The sequence below is a fragment of the uncultured Campylobacter sp. genome, assembly GCF_905371695.1.
In the GTDB taxonomy this organism is placed as follows: Bacteria; Campylobacterota; Campylobacteria; order Campylobacterales; family Campylobacteraceae; genus Campylobacter_A.
This window is the reverse complement of the sequence record NZ_CAJPMA010000037.1, coordinates 1-15,844: the sequence shown is the minus strand read 5'-3', so window position 1 is coordinate 15,844 and position 15,844 is coordinate 1. Positions and strand designations below refer to the sequence as shown.

Below are 15,844 nucleotides of genomic sequence, written 5' to 3'. Positions count from 1 at the left end.
GCTCGCAGGCGCTGCATCTAATCGCCATTTGCGGCGTAATGGGCGCGGTGATGCTAATTTTTAACGTAGCGGGACTTCGCCATAGCGGGCAGGAGCTTTGCTTTTTAAGGCTTAGCCGCATAGCCTTCGCGCTACTATTTTGCGCGGGATTTTCGCGCGCGGCGCTGGCGAATTTGGGATGGGCGTTTTATATCGTCGCCCCCGCTGCGTTTTTAACACTAGCGTTCGTTCTTTGGGCGTTTGATTTTTACAAAATATTTCGCGATAACGAATTTACGGACGATCCTGAGTAAAATTTATTAAAATTTCGCTTATGCGCTTCGCTTAAAATCGTCGTAAAAAGGCGATTTTTAAAAACCAGAGAATAAATATCCGTTTTAAGCTTTTATTGATGAGCGAAATTATATAATTCTTACTCAGATGATATAGGTTATCAATCTTAATCTAAGGAGAACGGATGAAAAAAATGATTTCAGGCGCATTAATCGCCTCTTTGTTTGCCGCTTCGGCATTTGCTTTTAGCGCAGACGGCGCGCCTAGCGTCAAATTCGTCGGCTACAAGCTAGCTAATAAAACCGCCGTCGAAGGCACGTTTAAAGACCTTGGCTTTAAAAGCGCGGAAAGCGCGAATTTCGCCGATTTTTTAAAAAGCTTCGAGTTTAATATCGATCCTAAAAATATCGACACGAAGCTGCCCGACCGCGACAAACGCATCGGCATAATCTTCGACGGCAACGCGATCGCGGCTAAAATCGTATCGGCTAGCGGCGACGACAAAGCGGGCGAGATAGAGGTCGAAGTCGGCATAAAAGGAAACTCTAAAACTTACAAAACGCAGTACACGGTTGAAGGTGGCAAGCTAAAAGCCAAGATCGCGCTTGATTTAGTGGCTGATCTAAAACTAGACGAAACGTTCGCTAAATTTGCGGCTTCGGCTAAGCCTTTTCACGGCGGCAAAAGCTATCCGGACGTAGAAATTTTCCTAGAAGCTAAGGTAAAATGATCCCGAATTTCGGCGATCTAACCTCGCCGAAATTTAAACCGCCGCCGCTTAATCCAGCGTTCTTTTATATCTCCACATCGCGATTGTCGCGCTTACTATCAAAAACCCTCCCATCGCCGTAATATCAAGCCCGAAATCCGCAAGACTCGCCTCTTTTAGCCAAAGTCCCCGCACGATGCGTAAAAAGTGCGTCAGCGGAAAGACCTCTCCTAAAATTTGCGCCCACGCGGGCATACCGTAAAACGGGAACATAAATCCGCTTAAAAGCAGCGACGGCAGGAAAAACAGATAGGTCATTTGCATGGCTTGAAGCTGGTTGCGAGCGACGGTGCTAATCGTAAAACCGATGCCCAGATTTGCGACCATTAGCAGCGTGGCCGCGATAAATAGCTCGCCCGGCCTAGGTACCGGTGGTAGGTCGAAAAGTACGCGCGCCATCGCTAAGATCATAGCCGCCTGTAAATAAGCCACTATCAAATACGGCGCGATCTTACCGATCATCACCTCAAACGGCGCGATCGGAGAAGCTAGTAGATTTTCCATAGTGCCGCGCTCGCGCTCTCTGGTCATCGCGATCGAGGTTAAAAGTATCGTCATCAGCGTCAAAAGCAGACCCATAAGCCCCGGTACTATTTGATAATTAGTCGCTACTTGCGGATTATAGCGAGAGTGGGTTACGAGCGTAAAGTCGCTTTTAATCTTTAAGTCGGCGCCGCGGCCGTCTCTTGCGTATGCTTGTTTAAACGCCGTTTCTAGTGCGCCTGACGCCGATACGCTAGACGAAGGGTCGGTAGCGTCGATAGAGAGCAAAATTTCGGGCGATTCGCCTTTTAATAAATCTCTTTCAAAGCCGGGAGGAAATTCCACGATAAACTGCGCTACGCCGCCTCGCATCAGCGCGCTTGCTTCCTCGGCGTTTTGCGTGATTAAAACGATTTTAAAAAAATCGGTATTTTGCATCGCGCTTAAAAAAGAGCGCGTCATCTCGCCGCTATCATGCGTTACTAGCGCCGTAGGCAGCTTGCGCGGGTTGGAGTTTATGGCATAACCGAACAGCAGCATTAAGACTAACGGCATTGCCGCGATAATAGCAAGCGTGGCGCGGTCGCGTAAAATTTGGCGAAATTCCTTCGCGATCATCGCGCGGATTCTGCCTAAGGATACGAGCTTCAAATTCTCTCCTAATACCGCTCGTCTTTGCGGTTTTCAAGCAAATCGATAAATACGTCTTCAAGCGTCGCGGGCGTCGGCGCAAGCGTAATTCGCGAATTTTCGCTTAAAATTTTGGCGTTTAAGCGCGAAATTTCGCTTTCTAGCGCCGCTTCGTCCGTCGTTATCGCGCGGTATCCTTCGCTAAAAGCGCCGATGCTTTTTACGAAATTTCGCCCCTTTAAAATTTTAGCCGCGTCTAAAAGCGTCGCCGCGTCCGCACCGCTTAGCGTCCAAACGTTTAGCGCGCGTTCTTTTAAAATCCGCTCTTGCGCGCCGCTCGCTAAAATTCGCCCGTAGGCGATGTAGATTAGCTCGTGGCAGCGCTGCGCCTCGTCCATGTAGTGCGTGGAGACCAGCACGGTGGCGCCGCGACCGGCTACGGCGTGGATAATATCCCAAAATTCGCGCCTAGCCTTGGGATCGACGCCGGCGGTAGGCTCGTCAAGCAGTAAAAGCTTGGGCTCGTGAATCAGGCACATTCCAAGCGCCAAACGCTGCTTCCAGCCGCCGGAAAGCCCGCCCGCTAGCTGATCTGCGCGCGCGGATAGATCTAATTCGCGCATGATTTTTTCAGTCGCGCCCTTCACGTCTTTTAGCGTAAAAAGCCGCGCGATAAATTCTAAATTTTCGCGCACCGATAGATCCTCGTACCAGCCGAATTTTTGCGTCATGTAGCCCGTTTGAAGGCGCACGGCTAGCGCGTTTGCGTTAAAATCCAGCCCTAAACACCGCCCGTCGCCCGCGTCTGCTTTCAGCAGCCCGCAAAGCATCCTCATTACGGTCGTTTTGCCGCTGCCGTTAGGGCCTAAAAACCCGCAGACTTGCCCTTTTTTAACGTGAATATCTACGTTATCTACGATCGTTTTGGAGCCGAATTTTTTACTTAACCCTTTAACGTCGATAGCGTAAATTTCGCTCATTTTTCAATTCTCACGGTCACGGGCTGCGACGGGCGCGGCGCGGGACTCGAAGATAGCGGGCGCGCCTTTACGCGGTAGATTAGCTTATCCGTCGTGCTTCGGCTATAAATTACGGGCGGCGTAAATTCGGGCTCGCTCGCTATTTGCGTTATTTGCGCGCTCATAAGCTCGCAGCCTTCGCACGTTACGCCGACGCGATCGCCGACGCCGATACGGGGTAAAATTTTAGCCGAAACGAAGAAGTAAATTTTAATTTCACCCTCGGGAAGCAGCGAAAGTAGGGGCTTTGCCGCGCTTGCTAGCTCGCTTTCTTTGAAAAATACGTTATCTACGACGCCGTTTTTCGGCGCGTTAATTTGCGTCTGAGCCAGCTCCCACTCGCGGGCGCGAAGGGCGGCTTTTGCGGCGTCGAGCTTTGCGCGCAGGCTTTGTACCGCGTCTTCTCTACCGCCTAGCATAGCCGTTTTTAGGCTCGCTTCTAGCCTATCTAACGCGAAATTTGCCCGTCCAAGCTCGCTTTTAGCCGCGTCGAATTCTTTGTCTGAAATCGCGTTTTTATCCCGCAGGCTTTTAGCCCGCGCAAAATTCGCGTTTGCTAGCGTTAAAGCGACTTTTGCGGAGTTTATTTGCGCTTTGATCTCGTTAATCTCGTCTTTTCTGGCGCCTTTTTGCGCGTCTTTTAGCTTTGCTTCAAGCTCGGCGACGTTTGCTTTTGCGGCGCTTAGATTTGCGCGCTGCACGGTATCGTCTAGCTTTAAAAGCACGTCGCCCGCTTTTACGGCGTCGCCTTCTTTTACGATCAGACGCGCGACGGGAGCGGAAATAGCGGACGCTAAATAGACGTATTCGCCCTCCGCGTAGCCGTTAAATTCGCTCTTTTGCTCCGCCTCGCCGCAGCCTATGACGGCCGCTAAAATCGCGCAAAATTTTAGCGCTTTTAAAATTTTATTCACGTTCGCCTCGATAAATTTTGCATAATTATAGTAAAAATAAGCTTGTTTAAAGCGAAAATTTACGCGAAACGCGTGGCTACGGGCGGGTAGCTAGGGTGAAAATTTACGCTTATTTCTCGTCGTCAAATATCGCGCCTAGGCTTTGTATTACGGCGGAGACGGGCATCCAGACGGGGCTAAACATAGTAAGTATCGCGTCTTGCGTTTCGCCGTTTTTGCGCGCGCTTTCCTCGCTTAGCTTGCCGCTATCAACGAATACTACCGCGTTTAAGCTTAGCGGTTTAGCGAGCGCTCGTTTTTTTAGGATTTGCTTGCGATCTTTCACGCGCATAGGAATGCCTAAAATTTTAAAGCTAAATTGCAAAATTTCGCGATCCTTAAAGCCCGTGAAATTAGGATGTTTATAAAGCGCGAGCTGGTCCGCTAGCGGCAGGCTTTCGCGGTCGAGCCATAGCTCAAAAAATAGCGCGCTTGCGCGAGGCTCGTTAAACGCATCCGTAGCGATTGAAATTCTATTCGCCTCTATCGCATACGCGTAAAGAGACTTTAAGCGCTCGAATTCCGCCTCCGCCGCACGGTAATCGCCGCTAAAATCGTAGTCGTAAGCGTCGCCGATCATCACCGTGCGGTTTGCTTCGGTTATAACCGCACGAATTTGCTCTTTGCCTTCTAGCTTCACGGGGGCGGTTTTGCTTGCGCAACCTGCGATGAGAAATGAAAATGCTGCACCAAAAATTAACGCCTTTAAAATTCGTTTCATGTCTGTTCCGATAAATTTTATGCGATTATAGCTAAAATTAAAGCGGCATTCGACGCACGGTATTGTCTTATAAAGGCGGATTAAATTTGAGGACGGGAGCGTATATGAAATGCTTGACCGAGTAAAATTTAAATTAGCGAAAATTTGAACTTAAAAGAAGGTAAGGCGAAATTTCTACTTCGCTTGTAGCTAAATAGAAGAAGTCAAATTTCGTCCTAAGATTAAATTTATAAAAAATCAGGTGAAGTATTTTTCGCTTAGACGAGGCGAAATTTGATTTTTAAGCGGAGCGTATATTTGATACGTGAGCATTAAAATCAAATTTCAACGAAGTATAAGTAGAAAAAGACAAGCCTTGCTATTTTACCTCATACCTCTCGCCTGGCTTCATTTCGATTATCTCCCACGGCAAGCCCTGCTTATTTAGCTCATCCATAAAAGGCTTAGCGTCGAAATTTTCCATGTTAAAGACGCCTTTTCCGCTCCAAATGCCCTTTGCGACCATCATCGAGCCGATCATCGCAGGCACGCCCGTCGTGTAGCTCACAGCCTGCGCACCCGTCTCGGCATAGCAAGCCTCGTGGTCGCAGACGTTATAGATGTAGACTTGGCGCTCTTTGCCCTCTTTTAGCCCACGTATCACGCAGCCGATGTTGGTTTTGCCCTTCGTGCGAGGACCGAGGCTCGCAGGATCAGGTAGCAAGGTCTTTAGAAACTGTATCGGCACGATTTTCACGCCGTTGTGCTCGACCTCGTCGATGCGTAGCATGCCGACGTTTTCTAGGCATTTCATATGCGTGAGGTAGCTCTGTCCGAATGTCATGAAAAAGCGAATTCGCTTTAGCCCTTTGATGTTTTTAACGAGGCTTTCAAGCTCCTCGTGATAGAGCAGGTAGCTATCTTTGACGCCGACTTTGGGGTAGTCCCATTTGAACATTATTTCCATCGGCTCGGTCTCTTTCCACTCGCCGCGCTCCCAGTAGCGACCCTTTGCGCTCACTTCGCGCAGGTTGATTTCGGGGTTGAAATTCGTCGCAAACGGATATCCGTGATCACCCGCGTTGCAGTCTAGGATGTCGATCTCGTGGATCTCGTCAAAGAGATTTTGCTGCGCGTAGGCGCAAAATACGTTCGTCACGCCCGGATCAAAGCCGCTTCCCAGCAGCGCCATCGTGTTTGCAGCTTTGAACTCGCCCTCCTTCGCCCACTGCAGCTTGTATTCAAATTTGGCAGTGTCGGGGTGCTCGTAGTTTGCGGTGTCGATGTATGGGATGCTGGCGCGAGAGCACGCGTCCATGAGCGTTAGGTCTTGGTACGGTAGCGCGACGTTTAGTAGTAGCTCGGCGCCCGTTTTTTTGATTAAATTTACGACCGCATCGGTGTCGTCCGCGTCGATCTGGGCGGTATCGATCTGCACGCCTAGGCGGTCTTTGATAAATTTAGCGATCGCGTCGCACTTGCTTTTTGTGCGGCTTGCAAGGGTGATCTTACTAAAAACGTCCGCGTTCATCGCGCATTTTACGGTTGCGACTTGGCTCACGCCGCCCGCGCCTATGATTAAGATATTTGACATTTATGCTCCTTTAAATTTTAAATTATAATTTTATCGCTATTTCGTTTAAATTTCTCTAGCCGCAACGCTAAAATAGTTTAATCCGCCCCATGCGTCCTTGTCGCCGATGATATAGATATACTCTTTGGCGCGTGTTAGAGCTACGTTTAGTAAATTCGGCTTTACCGACGCCCATGCTCTTGCGCCCGCGCTAGCTCCGCCTAGGATAAAGATAACGACTTTGGCTTCTTGGCCTTGCATGGTGTGGATAGTGTTTGCCATGATTCGTATTTTGCCTTGTTTTTGCAAGGCCGCGCTTTGCTTTACGACGTCGGTAAATGGCGTTATGATTTTTATATGCTCGCTTGCATTTGCGCCGATTAGCGTTTTTAGCGATTCGTAAATTTGATCCGCCGCCGCCAGCTCGGCCTCGCTGCCGTTGCCGCTCCAAACGCTCGTTTTTATATCTATCCAGCAGCTTGTCGCTTTGGCGAGCGAGTTTTTATTTTTACCTTTACCCCAGACCATAGCGCCGTCGTACGTCGTCTCGTTTGCGACGTTAAACATAGGATTATCGCAGCGTCTATGCACGATGAGCGGCGAGCCAACCCAGGTTTGACCGATATAAGCGCCTATTTTTTGAGTTTTATCCGCGCACGCTTGCAGCGAAGTTGTCGCTACGTTAAACTCCCTAGACGCCCCGGTATAGCCAAGCAGCACGTCGTTTAAATTTTCGGGAAGAGTTACTACCGGTTCTAGTTGCAACGGGTCGCCTACTATTACCGCCGTTTTGGAGCGATATAGCGCGCCTACGGCGTTTGAGATATTTGCCTGACCCGACTCGTCTACTAGCAAAAGACCGATGTCGTTTTCGCCAAAATCGCTAAAAAACCGCCCAAAAGAGGCAAACGTCGAGCTAACGACGGGAACGACGAAAAATAGCGATTTTAAAATTTCCCTTACCTGCTCTTTCTTTTTAAATTTACCCAGCTCGCAAAACGCCGCCAAATTTGCGCCCAATTTCGCCTTTTGCGACCAGATAGCGGCTTTATGTAAATTTAGCGCTTTTATAAAGACGTTTATCCTAGCCTGCGCGACGGCGGTTTTTATGCCGTTTTCCGCCATAAAAGGCGAGCTATTTTCGCGTTCCTCTTTACTCTGCTGCGCGCTTAGCGACTTTTGCGTAGAGAAATCTAGTAGAGCTAGTAGCGTATTTACGGTGTTCAGCGCTTCGTTAAATTCTTTTTGCGCTAGTTTAAAATCATAGCTTTGTTTGCCGAATTTGAGTAAATTTACGAGCCCGTCGACCTTAAATTTATCATTAAAGCTCGTTATCGCGCCTTGCGTTTTTAAAACGTCGAATTCCGGGTGGTTTTGATTGATAAAAAAGTCGTTTAGGCAGTTTTCTTTAAAATCGCTTACGTTGCCGCTATTGCCTAGCGTGGCGCAGATTAGCCCCCAGGCAGGCTGCGAAATTTGGCTTTTTTGGCACTCTACTAAGGCGCCCGCCGACAGCAGCCTCGTAGCCTGCATCCTAAAATAATCAAGCTCGCCCAAATACGCCTTATCTACGCTATCAAGCTTAGGCAACTCTGCGCTAATGTTTTCTACGGCTTTATTATTGCACGAGGCCACGACGATCTCAAAGCCTTTTAGCTTGGGATTTAGCGGATAAAAGTCTGGGTACTGGCTACCGTCTAGCTTGACGCCGCGCTCGAAAATTTCGTCTTCTTTTAGCGTAGATAAAACCTTTGCTCGCTCCACGATCACGCCTGCAACCACGTCTTTTAAGAGCGTCGTTTTGCCCGTGCCCGGAGGCCCGTTCACGCTATAAATGCCACCTTTTTTCTCACTAAAAAGCTTCATTATATTATTTACGGCGATTTGTTGCGAGTAAATTAGCATATATTCGCTAGCAAACGCGCCTAGCGGGTAGTTTTTGGGTTCTAGCATCGAAAAAACGGTACCAAAATTCGCGCTATCTCTCATATCTATGCGCCCTATTTTTATATCGTTTTCGCTCGTTTCGTCAAAAATAGTTTGCAAATTTTTATTATTTAAGCCCTCTTTTAGAGCTATGCTAATCTCGTCCAGATAAAAGCTATTGAGTAAATCGCTGCTACTTTTTACGCCGCTTTCTAGGCAGATATTTACGCGAAGATCGTCGCTTACTAACGGCGAATTTAACTGCTTTTTAAACTCGCCGTGGATAAATTTTACCATTTCGCCCAGACTTCGTTCGTTTTTGCCTAGCGCTTCTATCTGGGCTTTTATGCTATCTTTTAGAGCTTCGAAATTTTTATAATCTAAATTTTGCGGTTTGCTAAAATTTGCCGTCGCCCAAGGCGCGGTGGATAAAAATACGCTATTTAAATCAACGTTAAATCCGCTACTTTCGCCGCATACGGGCTCTAATTTTTTAGTATCTAGCTCGCTAAAATCGGGCTCGCTAACGAGCGTGCTTAGTTTAACTTTTTCCTCTTCGTTTTTGACGGACAAATCGCCCGTAAATTTTACAAAATAAGTCGTGGCTTTTTGATTTTGACTTTGACGAAATTGGCTAGTTTGTAAATTCGGATTTTGTTTTATTATCTCGTTTGCTATCTCGTCCAGCTCGAAAATCCCGCCGTAAATTTCGATGCTTAACTTCCTTTTGTTTCCGCTTTTTGCAAGCTCCGAGACGCTTTTCATTTGCTTTAAATGATGCCAAAAATCATCGGTAAATTTATCCGGCGTCGTTTCGTAGGCGTTTTTATATTTACTTTGTTCTTTGTTTAGTTTTTGTAGCGTTTGCGGATTTAGATATTCGCTTAAAAGCAGATAGTGCAGAGTGTTTCGTAGCGCCACGGCCGTTCCTTTCGTATTTTTGTCGCTAAAAAACGATTTTAGCGAAGTTAATATAAATTTTCGGTTTTAACGGCTATGATAACGCGAAAATTTAAAGGGATTCCATGCGTAAAATTTTGCTTTTATGCTGCCGATTTGGATATTTTGGATGAGCTGCGAGGAGGCGATAGGACTTAGCGCCGAAGAGTTTATCGAGAGCGACTTCAACGTTACGGCTACTGCGCTAGCTGGCGATCTGGCGGCGACCAGCAACAAAAGCGAGGCGCTAAAAAACTACGAAAATCACTGAAAATTTCGGACGAAATTTTAAAAACAAAGCATGGACGATGAACGCGCGAAAGCGCTAAAATATGAGATAGAGGCTAAAATAAAAGGACTTTAAATCAATTTGCGTTTTAGCAACCGATTTCGCTACGCAAATTTACTTTCTCTTTCACGTTTCAATCTAGCGCCCAAATTTCCCTTCAAGGCTCTTTAAAACGTATTTTATGAGCTCAAGGCCCTTTGAGCGATGCGAGATTTTTAGTTTCGTGCCCTCATCTAGCTCACCCAGAGTCTGCGTAAAGCCTTTGGGGATAAAGAGGCTGTCGTATCCAAAGCCGTTGCTACCGCGCTCCTCGTTTATCGCCTCGCCGTGCATAAAGCCGTGCGCCGTAAAGTCGCCAAACTTTGAGCTAACCGCGATACAAGCGGTGTAAAACGCGGGCGAGCTAGTCAAATTTAGCGCTTTTAGCTCCGAGATCAGCTTTGCGCGGTTACTAGCATCGGTCGCGCTTTTGCCCGTTATCTGCCCGCGCTCGTTCATATCGCTGAATCTCGCCGAGTAAATCCCGGGCCTGCCGCCAAGAGCCTCCACGCTAATGCCGCTATCGTCGCTTAGCGCGATAAACTCGTCCGCCAAATTTAGCTCGCGCAGTTTTGCCTGCACAGCGCGAGCCTTGATTAGCGCGTTTGCGGCGAAAGTCGCGCCGTCCTCGGCGATGTCAAAGGGCTTGCAAATCTCGCGCAGCGCGTAAATTTCGTAATCTTTTAAAAAATCTTTTATTTCGCGTACTTTGTCCGCGTTTGAGGTGGCTAGGACGATTTTCATTTTAGTTTGGCGGGGTTAAATTTGCCGTTCTCGCAAAAATTCGCTCCCTCTACCTCGTTTAGTCCGTATTCGCAAGCTTTTTGATAATACGCCTTGGACTTTTTCGCGTCTTTTTTTACGATTTTATACTTGCCCGAATATAGTCCGCCGAGATTCGCGCACGCCACGCCGTCTTTCATCTCGCACGCTTCTTGCATAGTTGCTAGACCCGCGTCCGTTTCGCCGAGTTTTACCTGCGCGACTCCTAGCTGCGTGCAAGCGTATACGTATTTTAGCGCGCACGCCTTTTTAAAGCGCTCTTTGGCTTCGCTTGCGTTATTTGCGGCTAGATAAAGCTGCCCGTCGGCGTAGCAAGCCCGCGCGTAGTCCATATCGCAAGCTTTATCTACGTGAAATTTCGCCGCGGCGTAATCATTCGCGTCAAACGCTTTTTCAAACGCCTCGAAATGCTCTTTCGCACTTAGCGGAGCGCTCGCTTCTTGCGAAATTTTAGCGCTTGCGTTAGCGTCTTTGTTTTGCGCGTCTCCCGCATTCGTCCCGCTCGTAGCGCACCCGCTAAAAACCGCCGCTAAAAACGCCGTGAAAACGATGAATTTTCTCATTCTCGCTCCTTTATAGAATTTGCGTAATTGTAGCAAAAGCTAGTTAAATTTTTAAAAATTTAGGATAAAATTACGCTTTTTTGAAAGGAAATTTTATGTTAAAAAGCGTTTTGCCGCTATCTTTTATCGTAGGCAGCAGATTTTTCGGTATTTTTATAATATTGCCCGTGATTAGCCTTTACGCGCTGGATTTGCGCGGCGCGAACGAATTTTTAGTAGGTCTTTTAGTAGGAGTCTACGCCGTTACGCAGATGATATTTCAAATGCCTTTCGGCGCGCTTTCGGATAGGATCGGACGTAAAAAAACCGTAGCGCTGGGGCTTGCGGTATTTATCGCGGGCAGCTTGATCTGCGCGGCGGCTAGCGATATTTATACGATGCTTTTAGGCAGGCTTATTCAAGGCGCGGGCGCGATCGGAGCGGCGGCTACGGCGATGATTAGCGATTTTACCAGCGAAGAGAAGCGCGGCAAAGCTATGGCTATAATGGGCGGATTTATCGGGCTTAGCTTCTCGCTTTCGATGATACTTAGCCCAGTAATCAGCCAAAATTTCGGGCTTGCTAGCTTATTTTATTTAAGCGCGGCGTTAAGCGCGCTTTGTATCGTTTTGCTATACGCCGTAGTGCCAGCAGAGCCTAAAATTTCGCATTTTGAGGAAAAAGTGCCGTTTAAAAAGCTGATTTTGGAGAAAAATTTTATGCTGATGAACGTTACTAATATGATGCAAAAAATGCTTACTAGCATCGCTTTTTTAGCTATTCCCATCGTGCTGGTGCATAGCTTGGGCTACGCGCAGGGCGAGCTTTGGAAGGTTTACGCCGTAAGCACGGCACTAGGCTTTATAGCGATGGGGCTGGGCGGAGCGCTGGGCGACGGCAGGGGGCTCGGCAAAAAAATGCTTCTTATAGGCATCGCGCTTTTTATCGCCGCTTACGGCGTATTTTGCGCGGCTAGCAGCGCGCTCGTCTATGCGGCGGGCGTCGCGATATTTTTCGTCGGTTTTAACCTGCACGAGCCGATTTTACAGTCGCTGGCTACTAAATTCGTAAAAACCAAGCAAAGAGGCGCCGCTCTGGGCGCTTTTAACTCGTTTGGATATTTAGGTAGTTTTGTAGGCGGGATTTTTGGCGGATATATGCTTCAAAACTACGATTTCTACGCGCTAGGAGTCATTTGCATAATCGCCTGCGTAATCTGGTTTATCGCGCTTTTATCGCTTAAAGATCCGCGCGAATATAAAAATTTATACTTTAATAAAATTTCGGACGGCGGACTAAATTTTAGCGCGCTAGAAGGACTTAGGGGGATATTCGACCGCTACGAAAACGGCGGCGATATCGTCGTAAAATTCGATAGCGTTTTAACTAGCGAAGATAAAATTCGCGAAATTTTAGCGCGGCCATAGTTTGCCTAGCGAAGCTTTGCGTTAGCGTAAATTCGTATGAAAATTTACGACGTTTTAATCATCGGAGCAGGCGCGGCGGGGCTATTTTTAGCGGCAAATTTACGCGGTAAAAGCGTCGCCTTACTCGAAAAAAACGGCTCGGCGGGCAAGAAAATTTTAGCTAGCGGCGGCGGGCGCTGCAATATAACCAACCGCGAAATTTCCGCGCGAAACTACCGCTTTGAAAGCCGCGCGGGAGAAGATTTGCTTTGCGGCGCGCTTAACGGGCTCGGGTACGAGGATGTTCTGAGATTTTTTAGCGAGTTAAAATTTAGCGAGCAAAAAAACGCGCAATTTTTCTGCGACGAGGGATCAAAGGCGGTTTTGGGTGCGCTTTTGCGCCGAGCGCAGGCTAGCGGCGCGGAGATTTTTTGCGGGCGAGAGGTATCTAGCGCGCGGAAAATCTCGCGAGAATCTACCGATGAAAGCAACGTCGGCGACGGCGAAATTTTTGAAATTTCGTGCGCAAACGGGGAGAAATTTTACTCGCGAGCCCTCGTCGTAGCGTGCGGCGCGTCTAGCTATAAGGCGCTGGGCGGTAGCGATACGGCGCTAAAAATAGCGCGCGGCTTCGGGTTAGAATTTACTCCGTTTTCGCCCGCGCTTACGGGCTGGACGGCGCAAAAAGAGGAGTTTTGGTTTAAACAATTAAGCGGCGTGAGCGTAAGGGCGCGCGTGAGGCTGGACGGGCGAAATTTCGCGGCGGGCGCGGACGCGCTGGAATTCGAAGGTGACGCGCTTTTTACGCACAGAGGCATTAGCGGGCCGGCAATCTTAAACGCCTCTCTTTTTTGGAAAAAGGGCGCGGCGCAGATTAATTTCGCGCCTAATTTTTGGGACGAGGCGATGAGAGGGCGCGCCCAGGATAAAAACGGACAAAACGCCGCCGAAACGCTAAGCGAAGCGGAAATCGCGGCGATTGGCAACGCTCTTACTCGCGGCAAAAAACAGCTTTCAAGCACGGTAGGTCTGCCGCGCCGATTTACGCTCGCGTTTTTGAGCTCGCAAGGACTTTGCGACAAGGCTTACGGAGCGTATAGCGCGAGCGAGAGGGAGAAAATTTTGCGTATTTTTAACTACCGCTTCGCGCCTGCGGGGACGTTTGGCTTTGAGCGCGCCGAGGTTTGCGCGGGCGGCGTGAGCGCGAGCGAGCTGGACGAAAATTTCGGCGTAAAAAGCGTGCGCGGGCTATTTTTCGTCGGCGAAGCGACCGAGATAACGGGGATGCTGGGCGGCTATAACCTACATTTTGCGTTTGCTAGCGCGCTTAGAGCGGCGAAGTTTTTATCAAAAGAGCGCTAAGGCTAAATTTAAGGATATTCATGCGTAAAATTTTACTTTTCTGCACGGCGGTAGCGTGCGCGTGCGGCGAGCTTATAAAGCTCGAGCTAAATATGATTTTTGAAGATAAAACGGCTAAAATTTTTACTACGCGAACGGGCGTAAAAACCGCGGACGATTTTTTCGCGCAACGCGCTTATACGGTAGCGTGCGAGTATATTAACGCGCAAGATACGCAAGGCTGCGCGAGCGATCTAGTCGGACGCGCGGACGCTGCGGCATACGTTAAAAAGAATGCGCCGCGCGGAGAGTCTTGGCATATGGCGCGCTCGTATGAGCTAAGATTTTTGTATCAACGCGAAAATTTGCTGACGTTTTTTGAGAGAGAGGAGCAAGATTTCGTCGGCGCCGAACACGGCTCGTATAACGAAAAATACTACGTATACGACCTAAATAACGGTAAATTCGTAAAATTCGCCGATCTAGCAAAAGGCGACGTAGACGCGCTTTTTAGGATTATCAAAAACAAAGCCGCGACTCTCGTAGCGCGACCCTCATCCGAGTGCGACTACGCGTGTCAGGCGCAAAACGCCGAAGAAGCGGCGGATAGAAATTTTAACCTAAACGACGCGGGAGCACGTGAGGATTTGCTTAACTACGCCTCTTTTTACTACGGCAAGACGGGAATGGTTTTCGCCTCTCCGTCTTATTCGGTAGCCGGTTTTAGAGACGGAATAACCGAAATAGAGGTGCCTTTTAGCGAGCTAAAAGACGTGGTAAAAAGCGAGTACCTGCGCGGATATTTTTAAATTCGCGCAAGCTTCTTGCGCGCCGTTACGACAGGCGCCCGCCCGCTTATTTGCTATTTATCCTAGCCGCAAAAGCTAAATTTACTCAAATTTAGACCATTTTCAGCACTTCGACTATCTCGCCCTTTGCGATAAATTCGGTCTCTTTTGGGATGATTAAAAGCGCGGCATCGTTTGTGAGGTTGTTTACGATCGCCGAGCTGCCGAGCTTCTTGCCGTCTAAATTTACGTAAATTTTGCCGTCACGGTTTACTAAATTTACCGCCGTAAACTCCAAAAACGGCGAGCGTTTTTTGTAGTCCTCGTCCATGATCGCCGTGATTTTAGGCTCGCTAGCGCCAAACCACGCATTTAGCAGCACGCGCACGTAGAGCACGCACATCACCATTGCCGAGTACGGGAAGCCCGGCAGCGCGAATATATATTTTTCTCCAGCTTTTGCGACCTTGATGTGGCGGCCTGGCTTGATCGCGGCGCCGTCTATGATGATGTCGAAATTTTCGCCCAGAGCGCCCTTGACGAAGTCGTAGTCGCCCATGCTGATGCCGCCCGTGGTGACGAGTACGTCGGCTGATTTTAGCGCGCGGACGATGGCGTCTTTTACGAGTTCGGCGCGGTCGCGCACTATCTCGCACAGTACGGGTTCGCCGCCCATTTTGCGTACCATGGCCGCGATGCCTACGTGGTTTGAGCTGTGGATTTGCGCGGCGTTTTCTAGCGGCTCTCCGAGGTCTTTTATCTCGCTTCCCGTTGCTAGCACCGCAACGCGCGGCCGGACGAATACGCTTATGTTAAAGATCCCAAGCTCGGCTAGCAGCGCGGTCTCGGCGTAGCCTATCGTCGCGCCTTTTTTGATTAGGATTTCGCCTTTTTTGTAGCTTTCGCCGACTTCGCGCACGGCAAAGCCCCTCGGCACGGGTTTTTTGATGAGGATCTTGCCGCCTGACACCTCGACGTTTTCGACCGGGATTAGCGTGTCTGTGCCCTCGCTCATTAGCGAGCCGGTGAAGGTTTTGACGCATTTTACGCCCTCTACCTTTAGCCCTTTGTCGCTGCCTGCGGGTAGGTCGGTGATGAGCTCAAGCTCGCTTAGGCCCTCTTGCCACGCAAACGCGTAGCCGTCCATCGCCGAGACGGGCCGGGCGGGATAGTTATCCTGCGCCGCGATATCTACGGCGATACGGCGATCAAGTGCTTGCGTGAGAGTGACCTTTTCTACGCGGTCCCATGGAGCCAGCGTAGAGCGTAAAATTTCAAGAGAGGCCTCGTAGCTCATAAATTCTTTCATTTTTTATCCTTTTTGATTCCTCGACTCGGCTGGATTTTAAACAAACCCTCGGCATCCCGTCTGGAATGTTTTTAAAAATTTA

At 48.8% G+C, this 15,844-nt stretch carries 15 protein-coding genes; 6 read left to right on the top strand and 9 right to left on the bottom strand.

The genetic code is table 11. From position 1 onward, the window contains the following. The coding region (locus QZ147_RS04760) for an NnrS family protein (protein ID WP_295147614.1) at nt 1-293 on the top strand (293 nt) is incomplete at its 5' end. A 164-nt stretch (nt 294-457) separates the two neighbouring features. Beyond that, nucleotides 458-1,003, top strand: coding sequence for a YceI family protein (locus QZ147_RS04755; RefSeq protein WP_295147612.1), 546 nt, complete (start codon nt 458-460; stop codon nt 1,001-1,003). A gap of 48 nt (nt 1,004-1,051) precedes the next feature. On the opposite strand, the gene QZ147_RS04750 is transcribed toward QZ147_RS04755, so the two are convergent. From QZ147_RS04750 to QZ147_RS04725, 6 genes are all read right to left on the bottom strand, one after another. Beyond that, nucleotides 1,052-2,176: an ABC transporter permease gene (locus QZ147_RS04750; protein ID WP_295147610.1), complete on the bottom strand. Its 1,125-nt coding sequence runs from the start codon at nt 2,174-2,176 to the stop codon at nt 1,052-1,054. An 8-nt stretch (nt 2,177-2,184) separates the two neighbouring features. Further along, a complete protein-coding gene (locus QZ147_RS04745) occupies nt 2,185-3,135 on the bottom strand; it encodes an ABC transporter ATP-binding protein (RefSeq protein WP_295147608.1) in 951 nt (316 codons plus the stop codon). Next, entirely contained in the window at nt 3,132-4,088 is a 957-nt protein-coding gene (locus tag QZ147_RS04740) for an HlyD family efflux transporter periplasmic adaptor subunit (RefSeq protein ID WP_295147607.1), read from the bottom strand. Before QZ147_RS04740 ends, QZ147_RS04745 begins: the two co-directional genes overlap by 4 nt. Before the next feature lie 109 nt (nt 4,089-4,197). After that, on the bottom strand, nt 4,198-4,848 hold the full coding sequence (locus QZ147_RS04735; RefSeq protein WP_295147605.1) for a hypothetical protein: 651 nt from the start codon (nt 4,846-4,848) through the stop codon (nt 4,198-4,200). Nucleotides 4,849-5,206: 358 nt separating this feature from the next. After that, the gene (locus tag QZ147_RS04730) at nt 5,207-6,421 is read right to left on the bottom strand and encodes a saccharopine dehydrogenase family protein (protein ID WP_295147602.1); all 1,215 of its coding nucleotides are present in this window, start codon (nt 6,419-6,421) and stop codon (nt 5,207-5,209) included. A gap of 45 nt (nt 6,422-6,466) precedes the next feature. Continuing rightward, nucleotides 6,467-9,247 carry an AAA domain-containing protein gene (locus QZ147_RS04725; protein WP_295147600.1) on the bottom strand — a complete coding sequence of 927 codons (2,781 nt, stop codon included), beginning with the start codon at nt 9,245-9,247 and terminating at the stop codon, nt 6,467-6,469. A gap of 124 nt (nt 9,248-9,371) precedes the next feature. Here QZ147_RS04725 and QZ147_RS04720 point away from each other — a divergent pair, with 124 nt between their 5' ends. Continuing rightward, nucleotides 9,372-9,536, top strand: a complete 165-nt coding sequence (locus tag QZ147_RS04720) for a hypothetical protein (RefSeq protein ID WP_295147598.1) — start codon at nt 9,372-9,374, stop codon at nt 9,534-9,536. 156 nt (nt 9,537-9,692) lie between these two features. Here the strand turns inward: QZ147_RS04720 and QZ147_RS04715 are convergent, their stop codons facing one another. Then, the gene (locus tag QZ147_RS04715) at nt 9,693-10,337 is read right to left on the bottom strand and encodes a non-canonical purine NTP pyrophosphatase (RefSeq protein ID WP_295147596.1); all 645 of its coding nucleotides are present in this window, start codon (nt 10,335-10,337) and stop codon (nt 9,693-9,695) included. Continuing rightward, nucleotides 10,334-10,939 (bottom strand): hypothetical protein, encoded by a 606-nt coding sequence (locus tag QZ147_RS04710; RefSeq protein WP_295147593.1) that lies wholly within the window; start codon nt 10,937-10,939, stop codon nt 10,334-10,336. The genes QZ147_RS04715 and QZ147_RS04710 overlap by 4 nt, the downstream gene beginning before the upstream one ends. 95 nt (nt 10,940-11,034) lie before the next feature. Here QZ147_RS04710 and QZ147_RS04705 point away from each other — a divergent pair, with 95 nt between their 5' ends. The 3 genes from QZ147_RS04705 to QZ147_RS04695 are packed head-to-tail and all read left to right on the top strand — an operon-like array spanning nt 11,035 to nt 14,474. After that, on the top strand, nt 11,035-12,345 hold the full coding sequence (locus QZ147_RS04705; RefSeq protein ID WP_295147591.1) for an MFS transporter: 1,311 nt from the start codon (nt 11,035-11,037) through the stop codon (nt 12,343-12,345). Between the two features lie 36 nt (nt 12,346-12,381). Beyond that, nucleotides 12,382-13,686, top strand: coding sequence for an aminoacetone oxidase family FAD-binding enzyme (locus QZ147_RS04700; RefSeq protein WP_295147588.1), 1,305 nt, complete (start codon nt 12,382-12,384; stop codon nt 13,684-13,686). 20 nt (nt 13,687-13,706) lie between these two features. After that, nucleotides 13,707-14,474 (top strand): DUF3298 domain-containing protein, encoded by a 768-nt coding sequence (locus QZ147_RS04695; protein ID WP_295147586.1) that lies wholly within the window; start codon nt 13,707-13,709, stop codon nt 14,472-14,474. Between the two features lie 91 nt (nt 14,475-14,565). Here QZ147_RS04695 and QZ147_RS04690 read toward each other — a convergent pair whose 3' ends face one another. After that, nucleotides 14,566-15,762 carry a molybdopterin molybdotransferase MoeA gene (locus tag QZ147_RS04690; RefSeq protein WP_295147583.1) on the bottom strand — a complete coding sequence of 399 codons (1,197 nt, stop codon included), beginning with the start codon at nt 15,760-15,762 and terminating at the stop codon, nt 14,566-14,568. Nucleotides 15,763-15,844 lie beyond the last annotated feature (82 nt).

Excerpts from the sequence above, each read along its gene's own strand:
- QZ147_RS04755 (WP_295147612.1), top strand. The coding sequence starts at position 458 with ATGAAAAAAATGATTTCAGGCGCATTAATCGCCTCTTTGTTTGCCGCT.
- QZ147_RS04745 (WP_295147608.1), bottom strand. The coding sequence starts at position 3,135 with ATGAGCGAAATTTACGCTATCGACGTTAAAGGGTTAAGTAAAAAATTC.
- QZ147_RS04735 (WP_295147605.1), bottom strand. The coding sequence starts at position 4,848 with ATGAAACGAATTTTAAAGGCGTTAATTTTTGGTGCAGCATTTTCATTT.
- QZ147_RS04730 (WP_295147602.1), bottom strand. The coding sequence starts at position 6,421 with ATGTCAAATATCTTAATCATAGGCGCGGGCGGCGTGAGCCAAGTCGCA.
- QZ147_RS04720 (WP_295147598.1), top strand. The coding sequence starts at position 9,372 with ATGCTGCCGATTTGGATATTTTGGATGAGCTGCGAGGAGGCGATAGGA.
- QZ147_RS04715 (WP_295147596.1), bottom strand. The coding sequence starts at position 10,337 with ATGAAAATCGTCCTAGCCACCTCAAACGCGGACAAAGTACGCGAAATA.
- QZ147_RS04710 (WP_295147593.1), bottom strand. The coding sequence starts at position 10,939 with ATGAGAAAATTCATCGTTTTCACGGCGTTTTTAGCGGCGGTTTTTAGC.
- QZ147_RS04705 (WP_295147591.1), top strand. The coding sequence starts at position 11,035 with ATGTTAAAAAGCGTTTTGCCGCTATCTTTTATCGTAGGCAGCAGATTT.
- QZ147_RS04700 (WP_295147588.1), top strand. The coding sequence starts at position 12,382 with ATGAAAATTTACGACGTTTTAATCATCGGAGCAGGCGCGGCGGGGCTA.
- QZ147_RS04695 (WP_295147586.1), top strand. The coding sequence starts at position 13,707 with ATGCGTAAAATTTTACTTTTCTGCACGGCGGTAGCGTGCGCGTGCGGC.
- QZ147_RS04690 (WP_295147583.1), bottom strand. The coding sequence starts at position 15,762 with ATGAAAGAATTTATGAGCTACGAGGCCTCTCTTGAAATTTTACGCTCT.